Source organism: Thauera sp. DNT-1 (assembly GCF_055393985.1).
In genome coordinates this window covers 1,941,666-1,961,608 of sequence record NZ_AP043752.1, presented here as the reverse complement: position 1 = coordinate 1,961,608, position 19,943 = coordinate 1,941,666, and the positions used below count along the sequence as shown (strand labels likewise).

The 19,943-nt window shown below is 70.5% G+C and carries 13 protein-coding genes and 1 riboswitch; of the genes, 8 read left to right on the top strand and 5 right to left on the bottom strand.

Annotated elements, in window-relative coordinates; genetic code table 11:
• Window positions 1–116: 116 nt before the first annotated feature.
• Complete coding sequence (locus tag ACZ5PP_RS09095) at window positions 117–1,265, bottom strand: efflux RND transporter periplasmic adaptor subunit (RefSeq protein ID WP_043743181.1); 1,149 nt, start codon at window positions 1,263–1,265, stop codon at window positions 117–119.
• Window positions 1,266–1,319: 54 nt separating this feature from the next.
• Complete coding sequence (locus ACZ5PP_RS09090; protein ID WP_004325397.1) at window positions 1,320–3,062, bottom strand: glutamine--tRNA ligase/YqeY domain fusion protein; 1,743 nt, start codon at window positions 3,060–3,062, stop codon at window positions 1,320–1,322.
• Window positions 3,063–3,288: 226 nt separating this feature from the next.
• Here ACZ5PP_RS09090 and crcB point away from each other — a divergent pair, with 226 nt between their 5' ends.
• Both crcB and ACZ5PP_RS09080 read left to right on the top strand, forming a co-directional pair.
• A complete protein-coding gene (gene crcB / locus ACZ5PP_RS09085; protein ID WP_012585966.1) occupies window positions 3,289–3,672 on the top strand; it encodes a fluoride efflux transporter CrcB in 384 nt (127 codons plus the stop codon).
• A 134-nt stretch (window positions 3,673–3,806) separates the two neighbouring features.
• Entirely contained in the window at window positions 3,807–4,475 is a 669-nt protein-coding gene (locus ACZ5PP_RS09080) for a YiaD family glycine zipper/OmpA-like lipoprotein (protein ID WP_464826980.1), read from the top strand.
• A gap of 227 nt (window positions 4,476–4,702) precedes the next feature.
• Here the strand turns inward: ACZ5PP_RS09080 and ACZ5PP_RS09075 are convergent, their stop codons facing one another.
• From ACZ5PP_RS09075 to thiD, 3 genes are all read right to left on the bottom strand, one after another.
• Complete coding sequence (locus tag ACZ5PP_RS09075; RefSeq protein WP_273424542.1) at window positions 4,703–8,005, bottom strand: DEAD/DEAH box helicase; 3,303 nt, start codon at window positions 8,003–8,005, stop codon at window positions 4,703–4,705.
• A gap of 158 nt (window positions 8,006–8,163) precedes the next feature.
• Window positions 8,164–10,083 (bottom strand): phosphomethylpyrimidine synthase ThiC, encoded by a 1,920-nt coding sequence (gene thiC, locus ACZ5PP_RS09070; protein ID WP_004326186.1) that lies wholly within the window; start codon window positions 10,081–10,083, stop codon window positions 8,164–8,166.
• A gap of 16 nt (window positions 10,084–10,099) precedes the next feature.
• Window positions 10,100–10,993 carry a bifunctional hydroxymethylpyrimidine kinase/phosphomethylpyrimidine kinase gene (gene thiD / locus ACZ5PP_RS09065; RefSeq protein ID WP_464826979.1) on the bottom strand — a complete coding sequence of 298 codons (894 nt, stop codon included), beginning with the start codon at window positions 10,991–10,993 and terminating at the stop codon, window positions 10,100–10,102.
• Window positions 10,987–11,082: riboswitch (TPP riboswitch) on the bottom strand. (Overlaps the previous gene by 7 nt.)
• A gap of 97 nt (window positions 11,083–11,179) precedes the next feature.
• Between thiD and ACZ5PP_RS09060 the strand changes: the two genes are divergently transcribed.
• The 6 genes from ACZ5PP_RS09060 to ACZ5PP_RS09035 all read left to right on the top strand — a co-directional run bounded on the left by ACZ5PP_RS09060 (window position 11,180) and on the right by ACZ5PP_RS09035 (window position 19,935).
• Window positions 11,180–13,012 carry a carbonic anhydrase gene (locus ACZ5PP_RS09060; protein WP_464826978.1) on the top strand — a complete coding sequence of 611 codons (1,833 nt, stop codon included), beginning with the start codon at window positions 11,180–11,182 and terminating at the stop codon, window positions 13,010–13,012.
• Window positions 13,013–13,220: 208 nt separating this feature from the next.
• The gene (locus ACZ5PP_RS09055; protein WP_276660358.1) at window positions 13,221–14,333 is read left to right on the top strand and encodes an efflux RND transporter periplasmic adaptor subunit; all 1,113 of its coding nucleotides are present in this window, start codon (window positions 13,221–13,223) and stop codon (window positions 14,331–14,333) included.
• The gene (locus tag ACZ5PP_RS09050; protein WP_043743200.1) at window positions 14,330–17,551 is read left to right on the top strand and encodes an efflux RND transporter permease subunit; all 3,222 of its coding nucleotides are present in this window, start codon (window positions 14,330–14,332) and stop codon (window positions 17,549–17,551) included. The genes ACZ5PP_RS09055 and ACZ5PP_RS09050 overlap by 4 nt, the downstream gene beginning before the upstream one ends.
• A 66-nt stretch (window positions 17,552–17,617) precedes the next feature.
• Entirely contained in the window at window positions 17,618–18,271 is a 654-nt protein-coding gene (locus ACZ5PP_RS09045) for a protein-L-isoaspartate O-methyltransferase family protein (RefSeq protein WP_004325265.1), read from the top strand.
• A 7-nt stretch (window positions 18,272–18,278) separates the two neighbouring features.
• On the top strand, window positions 18,279–18,602 hold the full coding sequence (locus ACZ5PP_RS09040) for a rhodanese-like domain-containing protein (RefSeq protein WP_004325263.1): 324 nt from the start codon (window positions 18,279–18,281) through the stop codon (window positions 18,600–18,602).
• A gap of 28 nt (window positions 18,603–18,630) precedes the next feature.
• Window positions 18,631–19,935 carry a TolC family outer membrane protein gene (locus ACZ5PP_RS09035; protein ID WP_043743202.1) on the top strand — a complete coding sequence of 435 codons (1,305 nt, stop codon included), beginning with the start codon at window positions 18,631–18,633 and terminating at the stop codon, window positions 19,933–19,935.
• The last annotated feature ends 8 nt before the right edge of the window (window positions 19,936–19,943 follow it).

Here is a 19,943-nt window from a genome sequence, read left to right as displayed (position 1 = left end):
CCGGGAATGCGTGCGCCGACTGGCGTGCACGCGGCGACACCGCGGCGCTCGGGGAGGGATGTGGGAGCGACGCAAGTCGCGATCCGGGAGCCGGGGCGCCCACTTCGATCCAGCGCCTACCGCGCCTCTTCCGGCCGCAGCGCCACCTTCGCCCCCGCCATCACCCCCTCCCGCTCGAGCGACGTCACAATCCTCTCCCCCGCAGCCAGTCCCGACACCACCTCGGTGAACTCCCAGTTCGCCACGCCCGTCCGCAGCGTGCGTTCGACCAGCGTGTCGCCCTCGACCACCAGCACCTTGCCGCCCTCCCGCAAGGCCCCGGTCGGGACGCGCAGCACCTCCGCACGTGTCGCGAGCACGATCTCCACGTCCGTGCTGTAGCCCACCAGCATCCCGTGCGCCTCGGCCGGGTCCGCGAAATCCACATCCACCGCCACCGTGCGCGCCTGCTTCTCCACCGCGGTGATATACGGCGCGACACGGCGCACGCGGCCTTCGAAGACCTTGCCGGGGATGGCCTCGAGCGTGATGCGTACCGGCAGCCCGGGCCGGATCTTCGGTGCGTCGATTTCGTCCATCGGCGCCTTCACGTACAGGCAGGAGTCGTCGATCAGGTCGATCGCCGGCGGCATCGGCACGCCGGGCGGGGAGGGCGTCGCGTATTCGCCCAGCTCGCCGCTGATCTTGGCCACGGTGCCGGCGAAGGGCGCAACCAACACCAGGCGCTGGCGCTCGGTTTCGGTCGCGACGAGCTGGGCCTGGGCGGTGGCGATGTCGGCCTGCGCGGTGTCGCAGGCGGCGCGGCGGGCACGCGCCTCGGTGCGGGCCCTCTCCTCGGCGCTGGCGGACACGAAGCCGCGCTTCACCAGCTGCGCCTGGCGCGCGGCCTCGCGCTCGGCGTTGGCCGCCACGGCGCACGCCTCCTGCACGCGCTGGCGGGCGGTGGCGAGCTGGGCGCGCACGACCGCCGCGCGCGCGTCGAGGTCACCATGCCACAGCCGCATCAGCACCTGTCCGGCCTCGACGCGGTCGCCTTCCTCCACGCCCAGCCACTCGATCCGCCCGCCCGCGATCGTCGCCATCTTCGCGCGCTGGCAGGCCTCGACCTCGCCGGCGCGGGTGTTGGTCAGCGTGGCCTCGACCGTACCGCGGGCCACCTCGTGCACCGCCACCTCGATCGGCTGCGGGCGGGTCATCCACCAGATCCCCGCGCCCACCAGCGCCGCGACGAGTGCGAGAACGAAGAGGCGGCGGAGGGTCTTCATGAGTGGAGTGCCGGAGCGGTCAAGGTCTGGTCGCCGCGCGCGAAGGATGCGATCTCACTTCCCGCCCTTGGCCCACGAATCCTTCAGCGTCACCGTGCGGTTGAACACCGGCGCGCCGGGCTTCGAGTCCACGCGGTCGGCGACGAAGTAGCCGTGGCGCTCGAACTGGAAGCGGTCTTCGGGCCGGGCGTCCTTCAGTGCCGGCTCCAGGTAGGCGGTGATGACGCGCTTGCTGTCGGGGTTGATGTCGTCGAGGAAGTCGCGCTCGAAGTCGGGCGCGTCGCCTTCGCGGCGCTGGCCGGGATGGGGGTGGGCGAAGAGGCGGTCGTAGATGCGCACCTCGGTTTCAAAACCGTGCGCCACCGACACCCAGTGCAGGTTGCCCTTGACCTTGTAGTCGTCGGCGCCCGGCGTGCCGGACTTCGAGTCGGGCATGTACTCGGCGAGCACCGCGGTGACCTTGCCGTCGGCGTCCTTCTCGCAGCCGGTGCACTTGACGACGAAGCCGTAGCGCAGGCGCACCATGTTGCCCGGATAGAGGCGGTGGAAGCCCTTGACGGGCTCTTCCATGAAGTCCTCGCGCTCGATCCACAGCTCGCGCGAGAAGGGCATGTCGCGCTTGCCGAGCTCGGGCTCGAGCGGGTGGTTGGGTGCCTGGCACAGCTCGGAGGCGCCTTCGGCGTAGTTGGTAAGGACGAGCTTCAGCGGGTCGAGCACCGCCACGCGGCGCTGGGCGGCCTCGTTGAGATCGTCGCGCATGCACTCTTCCAGCACGCTCATGTCGATCCACGACTCGGCCTTGGACACGCCGATGCGCTCGGCGAAGCGGCGGAAGCCGGCGGCGGTGAAGCCGCGGCGGCGGGCGCCGACCAGCGTGGGCAGGCGCGGGTCGTCCCAGCCGTCGACATGGCCTTCGTTCACCAGCTGGATCAGCTTGCGCTTGGACAGCACCACGTAGGTCAGGTTGAGGCGGGCGAACTCGATCTGCTGCGGCAGCGGGCGCGGGAAGTGGCCTTCGGTGGCGAGCGCGTCGAGCAGCCAGTCGTAGAACGGGCGCTGGTCCTCGAACTCGAGCGTGCATACCGAGTGGGTGATGTTCTCGATCGCGTCCTCGATCGGATGCGCGAAGGTGTACATCGGGTACAGGTGCCAAGCGTCGCCGGTGCGATGGTGGGTGGCGTGGCGGATGCGGTAGATCGCCGGGTCGCGCAGGTTGATGTTGGGGCTCGCCATGTCGACCTTGGCGCGCAGGATGTGCGTGCCCTCGGCGAATTCGCCGGCGCGCATGCGCGCGAAGAGCTCGAGGTTCTCGTCGACGCTGCGCTCGCGGTACGGGCTGTTCTTGCCCGCCTCGGTCAGGGTGCCGCGGTTGACGCGCATCTCCTCGGCCGACTGCGAATCGACATAGGCCTTGCCGGCCTTGATCAGGCTGATGGCGCAGGCGTACATCTTGTCGAAGTAGTCCGACGCAAAGTACAGGTGCTCGCCCCACTCGAAGCCGAGCCACTGCACCGCCTCGAGGATGGCGTCGACATATTCCTGCTCTTCCTTCTCGGGGTTGGTGTCGTCGAAGCGCATGTGGCAGACGCCGCCGTAGGACTCGGCCAGGCCGAAGTTCAGGCAGATCGACTTGGCGTGGCCGTAGTGCAGGTAGCCGTTGGGCTCGGGCGGGAAGCGTGTCTCGACGCGGCCGCCCCATTTGCCGTTGCGGTTGTCCTCGTCGATGATGCTGCGGATGAAGTTGGAGACGACGGGCGCTTCGGCGGCGGGTGCGGCGGGTTTCTTTTCGGGTTTCATCGGGAAGGCAGGGGTCGGAAAGTTCGGCGGGATGGTGGGGGTTCGTGTGCAGCTGGGGCCGGACCCCGAGGCGGGCGGCGCAATGGACCGATTGTAGCCGATCGGGCGTGCGGGCTCGCCGGAGCGGGCCGGTCACGGGGTGCGGCGTTCGGGGCGCGATGCCCGCGGAGGGGTAGAATCGTGCGGCCGGTGGGCGGCAGCAGGGAGGCGGGATGGAGCACGGGCGATGAATCTGGCGGCATTCGCAGCGGTTGGGGCGGGGGCGGCGTGCGGTGCGTGGCTGCGCTGGGGATTGGGGCTGTGGCTCAACCCGGTGTTCGCGCTCGTCCCGCTCGGCACCCTGATGGCGAACCTGCTGGGCGGTTTCCTCATGGGCGTAGTGCTCGCGGCGGTGCAGGCCTGGCCGACGATGTCGCCGGCGCTCAAGCTCCTGCTCACCACCGGCCTGCTCGGCGGGCTGACGACCTTTTCCACCTTTTCCGCCGAGTCCTTCCACCTGTTGCAGCGCGGCGCGATCGGCTGGCTGGGTGCCCACCTGGTCGTGCATGTGGCTGGATCCGTGCTGATGACCTGGGCGGGATACGTGCTTTTCAATGCCCTGCGTGCGTGACCTGCGCCGCAAGGCGGGCGGCCGCGTCATTTTCTGTTTCACTCCGATGGGCTAGAGTGGATGAGCGTTACATCGATAATTCACGCCGTTCTGCATCCCCAGTGGCACCCCCTCAACGCAACGGAGCCCATCCAATGAAAAAAATCATCGTCACCCTTTCCGCGGTCGCGCTCGCCGTGAGCGGTCTTTCCGGCTGCGCGAACATGAACGAGACCCAGCGCGACACGGGCATGGGAGCCGCCATCGGCGCCGTGGCCGGCGGCCTCATCGGTGCCGCCACCGCGGGCGGCAACAAGGGCAAGAGCGCCGCAACCGGTGCTGCGATCGGCGCTGCACTCGGGGCGGGCGGCGGCTACCTGTGGTCGCAGAACATGCAGAAGCAGCGCGCCGAGATGGAGCAGGCGACCGCGGGCACCGGCATCGGCATCAGCCAGACGACCGACAACCAGCTTAAGGTCGACATTCCCGCGGACGTTTCCTTCGACGTGGGCCGCCACGCGATCAAGCCCAACATGCGTCCGGTGCTCGACCGTCTGGCCAGCACGCTGAACCAGCATCCGGTGACCACGGTGACCATCATCGGCCATACCGACAGCACCGGCTCGGATGCGGTGAACGATCCGCTATCGATCAACCGCGCCGCCGCCACCCGCGATTATCTGGTGCAGCGTGGCGTGTTCGCGCAGCGCATCGCGGTCGATGGGCGCGGCTCGCGCCAGCCCGTCGCCGACAACTCGACGGCCTCCGGTCGTGCGATGAACCGCCGCGTGGAGATCTTCATCGCGGAGCCGGCGCAGCGCTGACCCCGGACGGGGTCGGGTGAGCGCTTGCGGCGGGATTTCGCGCCGCGCCATCTCGACCGCTTCAATCGCGACTCGCGTCGCTCCCACGGGGCTCCTGGAGCCCCGTGCTCATTGCGGGGGCGGCGCAAGTGGCGACTCGTGCGTTCGGTCGCTTCGGCGCGGAGGAGCGCCGGCACCGAGGCTTGCGCCGCTCCTGCAGGACAGCTTTGCCCGGCTTCCGCTCTTGCTCAGCGCGCGTCCGCGGGGAGCGGCGCGAGCAGGGCGGCGATGTCGGCCTCGCCGAACTTGGCGAGCGCGTCCGCGTCCTCCGACAGCACGCTCTCGGCGAGGGCGGCCTTGCGCTCCTGCAGGGCGAGGATCTTCTCCTCGATGCTGCCCGCGCACACCAGCTTGAACACGAACACCGGCTTGTCCTGGCCGATGCGGTGGGCGCGGTCGGTGGCCTGGTTCTCGGCCGCGGGGTTCCACCACGGGTCGTAGTGGATCACGGTGTCGGCGGCGGTGAGGTTGAGGCCCACGCCGCCCGCCTTCAGGCTGATCAGGAATACCGGCACGCGCCCCTTCTGGAAGTCTTCCACCGGCACCCGGCGATCGCGGGTGTCGCCGGTCAGCGCGACCCAGCCGATCTTCGCCTTGTCGAGTTCGCCAGCGATCAGGCCGAGCATGGTGGTGAACTGCGAGAACACCAGGATGCGCCGGCCCTCGTCGATCAGCTCGGGGAGCATGTCCATGAGCAGGTCGAGCTTGGCGCGCTCCTTCACCCGCAAGGCGGCGGGCGACTTCAACAGGCGCGGGTCGCAGCACACCTGGCGCAGCTTCAACAGCGCGTCGAGGATCACGATCTGGCTGCGCGCGAAGCCCTTGCCGGCGATCTCCGCGCGCACCTTCTCGTCCATCGCCGCGCGCACCGTCTCGTAGAGGTCGCGCTGGCCGCCCTCCAGGCCGACGCTGCGCACGATCACGGTCTTGGGCGGGAGTTCGGTGGCCACGTCCTCCTTGCGCCGGCGCAGGATGAAGGGGCGCAGGCGTGCCGCGAGCAGATCGCGGCGAACCGTGTCGCCGTGCTTTTCGATCGGCGTGCGCCAGGTCGCGGTGAAGTCCTTGTGGCTGCCCAGGAAGCCCGGCAACAGGAAGTCGAACTGCGCCCATAGCTCGCCGAGGTGGTTCTCCAGCGGCGTGCCGGTGAGGCCGAGGCGGTGGCGGGCCTTGAGCTGGCGGATCACCTGCGCGCCCTTGCTGGCGGCGTTCTTCACCGTCTGCGCCTCGTCGAGGATCAGCAGGCTCCATTCGCGCGCCTGCAGCAGCTCGGCGTCGCGCCACAGCAGCGGATAGGTGGTGAGCGCGATGTCGACCTTCTTGCCGGCGTCCAGCTCGTCGAAGCGCGCCTGCCGTTCGGTGCCGTGCAGGTTGAGGACCTCGAGGTCGGGCGCGAAGCGCTCGGCCTCGGCTTGCCAGTTGAACACCAGCGAGGTCGGCAGCACCACCAGGGCGGGGCGGTCGAGCCGGCCGGCCTGCTTCTCGGTGAGCAGGTGGGCGAGCGTCTGTGCGGTCTTGCCCAGCCCCATGTCGTCGGCCAGGATGCCGGCGAGGTCGTGGCGTACGAGATGCTGCAGCCAGGCCAGGCCTTCGAGCTGGTAGGGGCGCAGCTCGGCGCGGAAGCCCGCCGGTGCGGCGACGGCGCGGATGCCCTCGGCGTCGCGCAGGCGCGCGGCGATCGCGGCGACCTGCTCGCGTCCGCGGCCGGGCAGGTCGAGGTCGGCCAGGCGGGTGGCGTCGAGCCTCGATAGCCGCCAGTCGTGGTCCGGGCGGTCGAAGAGGTCGACCAGCGCGCGCACCAGCGGCTTGATGCGCGCCGCGCCGATGCGCAGGCGGCCCAGGGTCTCGTCCTCCAGGATCACCGCCTCGTGGTCGTCGATGTCGTCCAGGCGGCCGGAAAGCCAGCGCGGATCGTGCGCGAACAGGCCGGCGAGCAGCGGCGCCAGCGGCAGTGCCTTGCCGTCGATCTCGATGCCCGGCGACAGGCCGAGCCAGCCGTCCTCGTGCTCGTCGATGTCGAGCATCAGGTGGTCGATATCGATGGCGTGGTGGCGGAAGTCGGTCGGGAAGGCGACCTCCCAGCCTTCCGCGCGCAGCGCCGGCACGGTCTCGGCCATGAAGTCGGGCCAGGCCGCCTCGCTCGCCAGCCCGAGCGCATCGGCGGGCAGGCTGCCGAAGCTCGTCTGCACCGCACCCGGCGGGATGCGGGCGAAGCCGGCCGCGGCGAGGCGCTGCGCGGCGGCGCGCTCGGCCTCCTGGTCGCGGGTCAGGCGCGCGCTGCGGCCGTCGGGCAGGGGGTGGAAGAGGCGGGCGTCGCCGGCATCCACGGTGACCGTGCCGTAGCGGAAAGCGACCAGGGCGAAGTCGAACTGGTAGGTGCCGTGGGGCGCGTACTGGCGAAAGCGCGCGTGGTAGGTGGGACGCGTCTCCAGGCGCAACACCGGCACCGGCGTGCCGCCGAGTTCGACCGGCGGCTCGCCGCGTTGCGTGGGCGCGGGCAGGCTGGGCGCCACCTCGGCCAGGGTCTCGGCAACCAGCTCGGATTCGGCCTGGCTGAGCGGCGGCAGCCAGAGCAGGCGCTGCACCAGCTCGGGCGGAACCTCGAGCGTGATCGGGCCGCACTCGGCCTTGGCGGTGTCGATGTACCAGGGCGGCAGCAGCGGCAGCACGCGGTCGGCGGAGGGCTCCACCCGCAGCACCGGGGCACGCAAGCCTTCGGAAGTGATCGTCCAGTCGGGTGTGCCGGAGCGCGCCTCGCCCAGCCCGAGTACGCGGCCGCCGAGACTGCCGAAATGCGCGCGGCCGCTGGAAATCAGCCGTCGCATCAGCTCGTCGCTGTGGCGCCCCTCGAGCGGCAGGCCGTCGTCCGTGTCGAAATGACCGCGCGGGCGATGCGCCCACAGCAGGCGCAGCAGGTCCAGGTCGGTTTCGTCGACGAAGGCGGGCGGGGTCTGCAGCGCGCGCTCGATGTTGCTCCACGGCTCGCGCTGACGGATGTCTCCATGCTGGTCTAGGCGGACCTTGTGGCAGGTGACGCTGAAGTCGCCGCCGCACTGGCTGGGTTCGATCACATAGCGCAGCGCGTACGCGACCGAGGCGGGCTTGCGCTTGCGCGTTTCGTCTTTCGCGAGGCTGGCCGCGGTCTCGCGAAAGCCCTTCACCCAGGCTAGTACCTGCTCGCGCGGGCGGTCGGGGCGGCGGCGCTGGTGCAGCCACACCAGCATCATCGCCGCGACGTGCTTGCAGCCGTAGCCCATCGGGCAGGTGCACGAGCTGGTCAGGATCGAGGCGCCGTCTTCAAGGCCGAACGCCTCTTCCACCTCGGCCTCGACGGTGTAGGGCGTGCGCTGGCGACCCTTGACCAGGGCCGACACCGTGTCGCCCTCGGCGGACAGCGCGCTGACCCGGCTGACGTAGCCCAGGCCCTTGGCCACGGTTTCCACGCCGAGTGCGGCGATCAGGTCATCCTGGGTGAAAGCTTCGAGCAGGTTCATCGGCGCGCGGCAGGCCCGGGGCGGGCATAAACGGGAGAACCCGACAGTTTATACGCCAGCCTGCAGCGCACGTGTGCGGCGGGCCGGAAAAATGCGCGCGCACAATGCAAACGGGCCGCGATGGCGGCCCGTCGATACTTACGTCAGCGGAGCGCGCATCACACGTTCCGATACACCTCGGCCCCGCTCTTCACGAACTCCACCGCCTTCACCTCCATGCCCTTCTGCAGCGCTTCGGCCTCGTCCACACCCTGCTGGGCGGCGAAGTCGCGCACGTCCTGGGTGATCTTCATCGAGCAGAAGTGCGGGCCGCACATCGAGCAGAAGTGCGCCACCTTGGCCGAGTCCTTGGGCAGGGTCTCGTCGTGGAATTCCTTCGCCTTGTCGGGGTCGAGGCCGAGGTTGAACTGGTCCTCCCAGCGGAACTCGAAGCGCGCCTTGGAGAGCGCGTTGTCGCGGATCTGCGCGCCCGGGTGGCCCTTGGCCAGGTCGGCGGCGTGCGCGGCGAGCTTGTAGGTGATGATGCCTTCCTTGACGTCCTGCTTGTTGGGCAGACCGAGGTGCTCCTTGGGCGTGACGTAGCACAGCATGGCGGTGCCGTACCAGCCGATGGTCGCCGCGCCGATGCCGCTGGTGATGTGGTCGTAGCCGGGCGCGATGTCGGTGGTGAGCGGCCCCAGGGTGTAGAAGGGCGCCTCCTTGCACCACTCGAGCTGCAGGTCCATGTTCTCCTTGATGAGCTGCAGCGGCACGTGGCCGGGGCCCTCGATCATGACCTGCACGTCGTGCTTCCAGGCGATGTCGGTGAGCTCGCCCAGGGTCTTAAGCTCGCCGAGCTGGGCCTCGTCGTTGGCATCGTAGATCGAGCCCGGGCGCAGGCCGTCACCGAGGCTGAAGGCCACGTCGTAGGCCTTCATGATCTCGCAGATGTCCTCGAAGTGCTCGTAGAGGAAACTCTCCTTGTGGTGCGCCAGGCACCACTTCGCCATGATCGAGCCGCCGCGGCTGACGATGCCGGTCATGCGGTTGGCGGTGAGCGGCACGTAGCGCAGCAGCACGCCGGCGTGGATGGTGAAGTAGTCCACGCCCTGCTCGGCCTGTTCGATCAGGGTGTCGCGGAAGATCTCCCAGGTCAGGTCCTCGGCCTTGCCGTTCACCTTCTCCAGGGCCTGGTAGATCGGCACCGTGCCGATCGGCACCGGCGAGTTGCGGATGATCCACTCGCGGGTTTCGTGGATGTTCTTGCCGGTGGACAGGTCCATGACCGTGTCGCCGCCCCAGCGGATCGACCAGGTCATCTTGTCGACTTCCTCGGCGATCGAGGAGGTGACCGCCGAGTTGCCGATGTTGGCGTTGATCTTGGTGAGGAAGTTGCGGCCGATGATCATCGGCTCGCTCTCGGGGTGGTTGATGTTGTTGGGGATGATGGCGCGCCCGCGGGCGATCTCGTCGCGCACGAACTCGGGGGTGATCGTCGCCGGCAGGCTGGCGCCGAAGTTCTGCCCGGGGTGCTGGCGCAGCATCATGTCGGCCATCTTCTGGCCCTTGAGGCCGCCGCTGGCGCGCAGCGAGGCGATGTACTGCTCGCGGTTCAGGTTCTCGCGGATGGCGACGAATTCCATCTCGGGCGTGATGATGCCGCGGCGGGCGTAGTGCATCTGGGTGACATTCGCACCGGCCTTGGCGCGGCGCGGCTTGCGGTGCAGGCCGGGGAAGCGCAGCTCGTCCAGGGTCTTGTCGGCGGCGCGCTGGCGGCCGAATTCGGACGAAAGATCGGGCAGCAGCTCGGTGTCGCCACGCTCCTCGATCCACTGCTGGCGCAGCGCGGGCAGGCCGGAGCGGATGTCGATCTTCGCCGCCGGGTCGGAGTAGGGGCCGGAACAGTCGTAGACGAAGATCGGCGGGTTCTGCTCGGCGCCGAAGGAGGCCGGGGTGTCGGCCTGGGTGATCTCGCGCATCGGCACGCGGATGTCGGGGCGCGAGCCCTCGACGTGGATCTTGCGCGAGTTGGGCAGCGGGGCGATCGCGGCCTCGTCGACGTGGGCCTTGGCGGCGATGAATTTTTCGTTGGCGTTCATGCTGTCTCCTGGGGGCTTACTTGCGCCACAGCGCGTGGAAGTGATGCACCGGCCCGTGGCCGCTGCCGACCGCGAGTTCGCCGGAGCGCGCGATCGCGCCCAGCAACCACTGGCGGGCGTGGCGCACCGCGGTCTCGACCGGGCGGAACTGGCCTTCGGCCTGCGGCAGCAGCGCGGCGATCGCGGAGCTGAGCGTGCACCCGGTGCCGTGGGTGTTCTTCGTTTCGATGCGTTGTGCCGGCAGCTCGACCATGCGGTCGCCGTCGAACAGCAGGTCGACCAGGTCGTTGCCGGGCAGGTGGCCGCCCTTCAGCAGCACCCAGCGCTCGGAGGACAGCGGCAGGAGCTCGCGCAGGCGCTCGGCGGCGCGGTACATCTCCTTGACCGTGTCGGGTGCGCGCCGCCCGAGCAGCACGCCGGCCTCGGGCAGGTTGGGGGTGATCAGGAAGGCCTGCGGGAAGAGCGCCTCGCGCAGCGCCGAGATCGCGCTCTTCGCCAGCAGGCTGTCGCCGCTCTTGGCCACCATGACGGGGTCGAGCACCACCCTGGCCGCCTGCCAGTGCGCCAGGCGCTCGGCCACCGTGGTGGTGACCTCGGCGCTGCCGAGCATGCCGATCTTGGTGGCGTGGATGGCGACGTCCTCGAACAGGGTGTCGATCTGCAGGCGCAGGAAGTCGGTGGGCGGCACATGCACGCCGGTGACGGTGCGGGTGTTCTGCGCGGTAAGTGCGGCGACCACGCCGCAGCCGTAGGCGCCGAGCGCGGAAAAGGTCTTGAGGTCGGCGAACACGCCGGCGCCGCCGGACGGGTCGACGCCGGCGATGGACACCACGTTCGGGATGCGGGAAGCCGTCCCGGACGATGCGGACGGCGCGCTGCCGGGGGCAGCGGAGCTTGCGGACGAACTCATGAACGACGTTTCCCTACGCCGGTGCGAGCCGGATCAGGTTCCAAGGGTGTTTCTCAGCCCGTGCGCGGCGGGCACCCCTAACGAGAGCGTGGGAAGATACTGTATGCACTTTCGCGTGGCAAGCCGCTCAAGATCCCGCCCTCGCGGTCGTTTAGCAGGATGGAACGCCATCCCATGCCGACGCCGATGAAAAACCCGCGCCCTCTCCTTCTTGCCGTGCTGCTCGCCCATGTCGCCGGCGCGGTCTGCGCCGCCGACTGGCAGCTCGTGTTGAGCGACCGCGACCGCCGCATCGAGATCGATCGCGCGAGCGTCCTCCGCTCGGACGCCGGCACCAAGATCTCCTGGGGGCGGGTGGTGCTGACCTCGGAGGAGGCGCGGCGCTCCGGCTATGCCATGATCAAGGCGCTCAACCGCTACGACTGCCGCAACCGCAGCTTCGCCACGGTCAAGCGGGTGTATGTCGATGCCGACGACAACATCGTGCGCGAGGAGCCGGTGGCGGCCGAGGCGCCGATCGCGGTGGCGCGCAACACGGTGGACGAGCGCATGTGGCGCGAGGTGTGCGATCCGCCCTCGGCGGTCGAGCTGCAGAAGATGGCGGCCGAGGCGGCCCGGATCGCGAGCGCGCAGCCGGCGGCGGTGGCGGCCCCTGGGGGCGCCGCAGCGCCCGCGGCTGCGGCGGTTTCGACGCCCCCTGCCGCGGCCGCCGCCACGGCCGTGCAGTCGCCTGCGGCGAAGCCCGCGGAGTCTGCGCGCGCGCAGTCCGGCAGCGTGCGCCAGCCGAGCGCGGAGTCCGTCTCCGCCGAGGTGGTGCGTACCGGTGCCGGCGGTGAGCAGCCCGCCGCGGCGCCCCCCGCCTTCGAGACCCACGTCGAGATCCCGGCCAAGTTCCTGCCTGGCGGTCAGGGCGCCGCGGCGCCCGAGTCCTCTCGCAAGTCCATTCTGCCGCCGCTGCCCAAGTTGTCGGCGACGGCCGAGCCCGAGGCGAAGACCGCGCCGGCCCCCAAGCCGCCGGTGCGCGAACAGCCGCCTGCGCAGGGGCGCGCTGCGCCCGCTCCGCAGGCGGCTGTGCCGGCCCGCCAGGCGGCGCCAGCGCCGGAGCGGCCGATCGCGCCGGAGCGCGCGGGCGCACGCGAGAAGGCGTCCCCGGCCAGGGCCGCGTCCGCCGTGCCGGCAAGACCGACGCCGCCGCGCCCGCGTCCCGCCGGTCCGGAACGCGTCGCCGCAGCGCAGCCGGCATCGCCGGACGCGACTCCCGCGCCGCCCGAGCGCGCCGCGTCGGCCCGCGAGGAGGCCTTGCGCGCGGCCGGCATCGAGCTCACCCGCCTCGGCCCGGGGGTGCCGGAGTGGAGCTACGAGGGCGAGCGCGGTCCGCAGCACTGGGGCCGCATGCGCCCCGAGTGGTGGCTCTGCGAGGAGGGCACGCGGCAGTCTCCGATCGACCTGCGCGACGGCATCGCGGTCGATCTCGCGCCGGTGCGCTTCGACTACCGTCGCACCGGCTTCCGCATCCGCGATACCGGCAACACCTTGCAGGTCGAGGTTGGCGAGGGCATGGGCATCACCGTGCGTGGGGTGCGTTACGCGCTCGAGCGCCTCACCCTGCACCGCCCCTCGCAGGATCGCGTCGGCGGCATGGCGCACGACATGGCGATCTACCTGCAGCATCGCGCCGATGACGGCCGCATGGCGATCGTCTCGCTGCTGCTGTCGGCGGGCGGCGACGCCAGCCCGGCGCTGCAGACCTTGTGGAACAACCTGCCGCTCGATCGCGGGCGCGAGTTCGTTCCCGACGCCGTGCTCGACCTGCCGGCGCTGGTGCCGGCCGACCCGGGCCACTACCTCTACACCGGCTCGTTGCCGATGCCGCCGTGTACCGAGGACGTGCTGTGGGTGGTGATGAAGCAGCCGGTGACGATCTCCGCGGACCAGCTCGACGTCTTCGCCCGCCTGTACCCGCGCAACGGCCGGCCGATCCAGCCGACCAACGGCCGGCCGCTGCTCGAGTCGCGCTGAGCGTCGTCCGACCGCGAAGAGCCCCATTTGCGCACTTCAGGATTCCCGGAGGCCGGATCGGGTGGCGGGAACGACCCGCGATGGGCAAGGTCCGCGCGCCGGCGGGGCGTCGGCGATCATGGCCACACGGGCGAGGCGCTACACTAGCGGCCTCGCCTCGCGTCCGCGGGTTGTCGGCAGGGGCGCTCCCGATCGCCACGAGATTTCCATGCGTTTCCGCACCCTCCCGACGCTGCTGGCCGGCCTGTTCGTGCTGGCCGCCTGTTCCGCGCCCGCACCCCATACCCCGCCGCCGCCCGCGGTCCTCGTTCGCAGCTTCGCTGCCGCCAATGCACCCCCGTCCGTGCAGGTCTATGCCGGCGAGGTGAGGGCGCGCGTCGAGTCCGACCTGGGATTTCGCATCGGCGGCAAGCTGGTCGAGCGCCTCGTCGATGTCGGCGCCGAGGTTGCCGCCGGCACGCCGCTGGCGCTGCTCGACGCGCAGGACGTGCGCCTGGCGCTGGCTTCGGCGCAGGCCGCGGCCGCGGCCGCCGAGTCCGACCTCGCGCTTGCGCGCACGGAATTCGCCCGCGCACGCGAGCTGCAGGCGCGCAACTTCGTCTCGTCCTCGCTGCTCGACGCCCGTCGCACCGCGCTGCAGGCCGCCGAGGCGCGCCTTCGCCAGGCGCGCGCGCAGGCCGAGGTCGCCGCCAACCAGGCCGGCTACGCCCGCCTCGAGGCGCCCGCCGCCGGCGTGGTCACCGCGGTGCTCGCCGAGCCGGGGCAGGTGGTCGGGGCGGGCCAGGCGGTGCTGCGCCTCGCCCGCCCCGACGAGCGCGAGGTGCTGATCCACGTGCCCGAGGGGCGCACCGGCCGCATCGCGCCGGGCAGCGCCGCGCAGGTGCGCCCATGGGCGGCACCCGAGCGCGCATACGCCGGCCGCGTGCGCGAGGTCGCGCCGGCGGCCGACGCCGCCACCCGCACCCACGCGGTGCGGGTCGCGGTGCCGGGGGCCGACGCCACGCTCGCGCTCGGCGCCAGCGCGAGCGTGGCCTTCGCCGCGGCGGATGGCGAGGCCGGCGGCGTGCTGCTGCCGCTGCCCGCGGTGACGCGACAACCCGGCCAGGCCGATGCCGGCACGGTGTGGGTGGTGGGCGAGGACGACGCCGTGCGGCCGCTCACGGTCGAGCTCGGCGCCTGGCGCGAGGACGGCGTCGTGGTGCGCGCCGGCCTGCCGGCGCAGGCCCGTGTCGTGGTGGCCGGGGTGTACAAGCTGATCGAGGGCATGCGCGTGCGTGCCGTCGAGGAAGGCGCGCCGGTGCTGCTGGACGTGCGGCGATGAGCATGAAGGGCGAGGGGCCGATCGGCAGCGGGCGCTTCAACCTGTCCGAATGGGGGCTGACCCACCGCTCCCTGGTGCTGTACTTCCTGATCGTGTGCACGCTGAGCGGGATGTTCGCCTACACCCGGCTCGGCCAGTCCGAGGATCCGCCCTTCACCTTCAAGGTCATGGTGGTGCGCGCCGAGTGGCCGGGGGCGAGTGCGCGCGAGGTCGAACAGCAGGTCACCGACAAGATCGAGAAGAAGCTGCAGGAGATCGCCCAGGCCGACATCATCCGCAGCTACTCCAAGCCGGGCGAGGCGATGGTCTTCTTCGTGGCGAAGGACTCCACGCGCGCGCGCGACATCCCCGACATCTGGTACCAGGCGCGCAAGAAGATCGGCGACATCGCCCACACCTTCCCGACCGGCGTGCGCGGACCGTATTTCAACGACGAGTTCGGCGACACTTACGGGAATGTCTTCGCCCTGCTCGGCGAGGGCGTGAGCCACGCCGAGCTCGAGCGCCACGCCGAGGCGATCCGCGGCGAGCTGCTGCGCGTGAAGGACGTCGCCAAGGTGAGCTTCTTCGCCGAGCAGCCGCAGCGCGTCTTCGTGGAGATCTCCAACACGCGCCTCGCCACCCTGGGCGTGCGCCTGGACGACATCGTCGGCGCGCTCGCCCGGCAGAACGCGGAGACCGGCGCCGGCTTCTTCGAGACCGGGGATGAGCGCATCTGGCTGCGGCCGTCGGGGCAGTTCGAGGACCTAGACGCGATTCGCGCCACCGTGATCCGCGCCGGCGGGCGCAGCCTGCGCCTGGGCGACATCGCCGAGGTGCGCCGCGGCTACGCCGACCCGCCGGCCGAGCGCCTGCGCTTCATGGGGCAGGAGGCGCTCGGCATCGGTGTGTCGATGCGCAGCGGCGGCGACATCGTCGCGCTCGGCCGCCAGCTCGACGCGGCGGTGGAGAAGATCGTCGCGCAGTTGCCCGTCGGCATCCGCCTCGAGCGCGTGGCCGACCAGCCGCGTGCGGTCACGCGGGCGGTCGACGAGTTCGTCAAGGTGCTCGCCGAGGCGGTGCTCATCGTGATGGCGGTGAGCCTGCTGTCGCTCGGCTTCCGCACCGGCGTGGTGGTGTTGGTGATCATCCCGGTGGTGCTGGCGATCACCTTCATGTTCATGCACCTGTTCGACATCGGCCTGCACAAGATCTCGCTCGGGGCGTTGATCATCGCGCTCGGCTTGTTGGTGGACGACGCGATCATCGCCGTCGAGATGATGGCGAGCAAGATGGAGCAGGGCTGGGGCCGGGTGCGGGCGGCGAGCTACGCGTGGACCTCGACCGCGATGCCGATGCTCTCGGGCACGCTGGTGACGGCAGCGGGTTTCCTGCCGGTGGCGCTGGCGGCGTCCTCGGTGGGCGAGTTCACGCGCTCGATCTTCCAGGTCACGGTGACCGCGCTGCTGGTGTCGTGGATCGCCGCGGTGCTCTTCGTGCCCTATCTGGGCTACTACCTGCTGCCCGACTTCAGCAAGCGCGCCGGGCAGCCCTCGCGGCTGGCGCGCGTGGTCGGAAGGGTCTGGCCGGCGCTGGGGCGGCGGATGGCGGAGCGCGACCTCCATGCCCACGAGCAGCACGACGAGTTCGCGATCTACCACACGCCCTTCTACAACCGGCTGCGGGCGCTGGTGAACGCCTGCGTGCGCTGGCGCTGGGGGGTGATCCTGCTCACCGTGGCGATCTTCGTCGGCGCGCTGTTCGTGTTCGCCCGCTTCGTGCCGCAGCAGTTCTTCCCCGACTCGACGCGGCCCGAGCTGCTGGTCGACCTGCGCCTGGCCGAGGGTGCGTCGCACCACGCCACCGAGGTCGCGGTGAAGCGGCTGGAGGCCTTCCTCGACAGGCAGGAGGGCATCGAGAACTACGTGGCCTGGGTGGGCACCGGCAGCCCGCGCTTCTACCTGCCGCTCGACCAGCAACTCGCGCAGACCAACTTCGCCCAGCTCGTGATCCTCACCGCCGGCCTGGCCGAGCGCGAGGCGCTGCGCGCGAAACTGATCCACCTCTTCGAGGACGAGCCCTGGCCGCTGCGCGGCATCGTCGTCCGGCTGGAGAACGGGCCGCCGGTGGGCTTTCCGGTGCAGTACCGGGTGAGCGGGCCGGATCTGGCCGAGCTGCACCGGCGTGCGCAGGCGGTGGCCGAGGCGATGCGCGCCAATCCGCACCTTTCCAATGTGCATATGGACTGGGTGGAGCCGTCCAAGGTGGTGCGGGTGGCGATCGACCAGGACAAGGCGCGCCTGCTCGGCGTCTCCACCCAGGACCTCTCCAGTCTGCTCGCCACCTCGCTGCAGGGCATGACCGCAACCCAGTTCCGCGAGGGCAACAAGACCATCGCGCTGGTGCTGCGCGGTGCGGAGAGCGAGCGCGCGCACCTGTCGCAGCTGCCCGACCTCGCCCTGCCGGTGGGCGGCGGGCGCAGCGTGCCCTTGGCGCAGGTGGCGCGCCTCGAGCACGACTTCGAGCCGGGGGTGATCTGGCGGCGCAACCGCATCCCCACCGTGACCGTGCGCGCCTCGCTCTACGACGGCACCCAGCCCGCGGTGGTGGTGGGCCAGCTCGCGCCGCGCATGGCCGAGCTCTCCGCGCAGCTGCCGCTCGGCTACCGCCTCGAGGTCGGCGGCGCGGTCGAGGAGAGCGCCAAGGGCAGCGGCTCGGTGGGCGCCGGCATGCCGATCTTCGTGCTCACCGTGCTCACGGTGCTGATGCTGCAGCTGAAGAGCTTCTCGCGCACCATCATCGTCGTGCTCACCGCACCGCTCGGCCTGATCGGTGTCGCCGCCTTCCTGCTCGCCTTCGGCAAGCCCTTCGGCTTCGTCGCCCTGCTCGGCACGATCGCGCTGTCGGGCATGATCATGCGCAACTCGGTGATCCTGGTGGACCAGATCCGCCAGGACGTCGAGGCCGGGCGCATGCAGTGGGAGGCCATCGTCGAGTCCGCGGTGCGGCGCTTCCGCCCGATCATGCTCACCGCCGCGGCGGCCATCCTGGCCATGGTGCCCTTGTCGCGCAGCACCTTCTTCGGGCCGATGGCGGTGGCGATCATGGGCGGGCTGACCGTCGCCACGGTCCTCACCATCCTCTTCCTGCCCGCGCTCTACGCCGCCTGGTACCGTGTCAAGCCGGCGGACGAGGAGCGCGCGGCGGCGGATCGCAGCGCAGCAACTGCGCTAGAATGACGAGGTTTTGCCTTCATGGATAACGCTATCCATTAGCGTGTGCTAATATTTCGCCGGGAGCCCCTGATGAACTTCGAGAAAGCGCGCTTCAACATGGTCGAGCAGCAGATCCGCCCCTGGGAGGTGCTGGATCAGGACGTGCTCGACCTCCTGATGACGGTCAAGCGCGAGGAATTCGTTCCCGCCGCGCATCGCGAGCTGGCCTTCGCCGACGTCGAGATCCCGATCGGCTGTGGCCAGGTCATGCTCAAGCCGGTGATCGAAGGCAAGATCCTGCAGGCGCTGCGTGTCACCAAGTCCGACACCGTGCTCGAGATCGGCGCCGGCTCGGGCTGGTTCGCCGCGCTGCTGGCGGCGCGTGCCGAGTGGGTGCGCACCATGGAGATCGAGCCCGAGCTGGTGAAGCTGGCGAGCGCCAACCTCGAGCGCAACGGCGTGCACAACGTGGTCGTGGTCGACGGCGACGGTGTGCAGGGATGGTCTGGCCGCGCGCCCTACGACGTGATCGTCGTCTCCGGCGGGCTGCCCTTCGTGCCGCAGTCGCTGCTCGAGCAGCTCAAGGTGGGTGGTCGCCTGTTCGCCTTCGTCGGCGAGGCGCCGGTCATGAAGGCGCGCCTGATCACCTGCGAGGGCGAAGGCCGCTTCCGTACCGAGGACGTGTTCGAGACCGTGGTGCCCATGCTCAAGAACGCGCCCCAGCGCGAAGCCTTCAGCTTCTGAGGCGACGATGCTGCAGATCACGCCGACCATGCTCGCCGAGCGCCTGCAAGACGCGCGACGGCCTGCACCCCTGCTGCTCGACGTGCGCGAGCCGTGGGAGGTGCAGATCTGCCAGATCCCCGGCTCGGTGACGATGCCGATGGGCAGCGTCCCGGCGCGTTACGCGGAGCTGGAACGCGACCGCGAGACGGTGGTCATCTGCCATCACGGCGGACGCAGCTGGCAGGTCGCGATGTTCCTCGAGCGCCAGGGCTTCTCCAACGTGGCCAACCTGTCCGGCGGCGTCGCCGGCTGGGCGAACGAGGTCGATCGCAACATGCCGCAGTATTGAGCGCGGCGCAGCAGCAGCGGAGAGCACGATGAAGCGAGTCCTGGCAGTTCTGGTGGCGGGCCTGTTTGCGGGGGGCGCCGCGGCGGCCGACCTGATGCAGGTGTACCAGGACGCGCTCGCCAACGACGCCAAGTTCTCCGCCGCGCGCGCCCAGCTCGAGGCCGGGCAGGAGAAGGTGGTGCAGGGCCGCGCCGGGCTGCTGCCGCAGGTGGGCATGGACGCCAACACCACCCGGAACGACGCCAAGCTCAAGCCGGTCGGGGCGTCGCCCCGTGAAGGCAGCTACAACAGCAACGGCTACGGCGTGCAGCTTACCCAGCCGCTGTTCCGCTGGCAGAACTGGGTGCAGTTCAAGCAGGGTGAGCTGCAGACTGCGCTCGCCGAGACCCAGTTCGGCATTGCACGCCAGGATCTCGTGCTGCGCGTCGCCGAGGCCTACTTCAACGTGCTCAACGCCCAGGACGCGCTCGCCGCGGTGACGCAGCTGCGCACCGCGGCCGGCGAGCAGCTCGAGCTGGCGAAGACCAGCTTCGAGGTCGGCACGGTGACGATCACCGACGTGCATGAGGCGCAGTCGCGCTTCGACCTTGCCTCGGCGCAGGAGATCGCGGCGCAGAACCTGCTCGAGGTCGCGCGCCAGACCTTGGCGCAGATCATCGGCAAACAACCCGAGGCGCTGGCCGGCCTGCGCGAAGGCGTCGCGCTGCAGCGCCCGCAACCCGAGAACATCGTCGACTGGGTGGCCGCGGCCGAATCCGGCGGCTTCGGCGTGCAGGCCCAGCAGCTGGTGCGCGAGATCGCCGTGCGCGAAGTCGAACGCGCCCGCGCCGGCCATCTGCCTACGGTCGATGTCGTCGCCCGGCACGGTGTCAACAACGACCTGCAACTCTCGGCCGGACGCAATGAAGTGAGCAGTGTCGGCCTGCAGCTCAACGTGCCCTTGTTTGCGGGCGGCCGGGTGTCCTCGGTGTCGCGCGAGGCCGCTGCGCTGCGCATGAAGGCCGATGCCGATCTCGAGGACGCCCGTCGCAGCGCCGCGCTCGCCGCACGCCAGTCCTGGCTGGGCGTGACCAGCGGCATGGCGCAGGTGAAGGCGCTCGAGGCCGCGCGCGTCTCGTCCACCTCGGCGCTCGACGCCAACAAGCTCGGCTACGAGGTCGGCGTGCGCATCAACATCGACGTGTTGAACGCCCAGACCCAGCTCGCCGACACCTTGCAGAAGCTCGCTCGTGCGCGCTACGACACTCTGCTCGCGCAGTTGCGCCTGAAGGCCGCCGCCGGCACCCTGGGCGAGGACGACGTGCGCGCGATCAACGCACTGCTCGCGCCCTGAACGGCACG

What these genes read in the sequence shown, in the direction of transcription:
- ACZ5PP_RS09095 (WP_043743181.1), bottom strand. Translation starts at nt 1,265, where the DNA reads ATGAAGACCCTCCGCCGCCTCTTCGTTCTCGCACTCGTCGCGGCGCTG.
- ACZ5PP_RS09090 (WP_004325397.1), bottom strand. Translation starts at nt 3,062, where the DNA reads ATGAAACCCGAAAAGAAACCCGCCGCACCCGCCGCCGAAGCGCCCGTC.
- crcB (WP_012585966.1), top strand. Translation starts at nt 3,289, where the DNA reads ATGAATCTGGCGGCATTCGCAGCGGTTGGGGCGGGGGCGGCGTGCGGT.
- ACZ5PP_RS09080 (WP_464826980.1), top strand. Translation starts at nt 3,807, where the DNA reads ATGAAAAAAATCATCGTCACCCTTTCCGCGGTCGCGCTCGCCGTGAGC.
- ACZ5PP_RS09075 (WP_273424542.1), bottom strand. Translation starts at nt 8,005, where the DNA reads ATGAACCTGCTCGAAGCTTTCACCCAGGATGACCTGATCGCCGCACTC.
- thiC (WP_004326186.1), bottom strand. Translation starts at nt 10,083, where the DNA reads ATGAACGCCAACGAAAAATTCATCGCCGCCAAGGCCCACGTCGACGAG.
- thiD (WP_464826979.1), bottom strand. Translation starts at nt 10,993, where the DNA reads ATGAGTTCGTCCGCAAGCTCCGCTGCCCCCGGCAGCGCGCCGTCCGCA.
- ACZ5PP_RS09060 (WP_464826978.1), top strand. Translation starts at nt 11,180, where the DNA reads ATGAAAAACCCGCGCCCTCTCCTTCTTGCCGTGCTGCTCGCCCATGTC.
- ACZ5PP_RS09055 (WP_276660358.1), top strand. Translation starts at nt 13,221, where the DNA reads ATGCGTTTCCGCACCCTCCCGACGCTGCTGGCCGGCCTGTTCGTGCTG.
- ACZ5PP_RS09050 (WP_043743200.1), top strand. Translation starts at nt 14,330, where the DNA reads ATGAGCATGAAGGGCGAGGGGCCGATCGGCAGCGGGCGCTTCAACCTG.
- ACZ5PP_RS09045 (WP_004325265.1), top strand. Translation starts at nt 17,618, where the DNA reads ATGAACTTCGAGAAAGCGCGCTTCAACATGGTCGAGCAGCAGATCCGC.
- ACZ5PP_RS09040 (WP_004325263.1), top strand. Translation starts at nt 18,279, where the DNA reads ATGCTGCAGATCACGCCGACCATGCTCGCCGAGCGCCTGCAAGACGCG.
- ACZ5PP_RS09035 (WP_043743202.1), top strand. Translation starts at nt 18,631, where the DNA reads ATGAAGCGAGTCCTGGCAGTTCTGGTGGCGGGCCTGTTTGCGGGGGGC.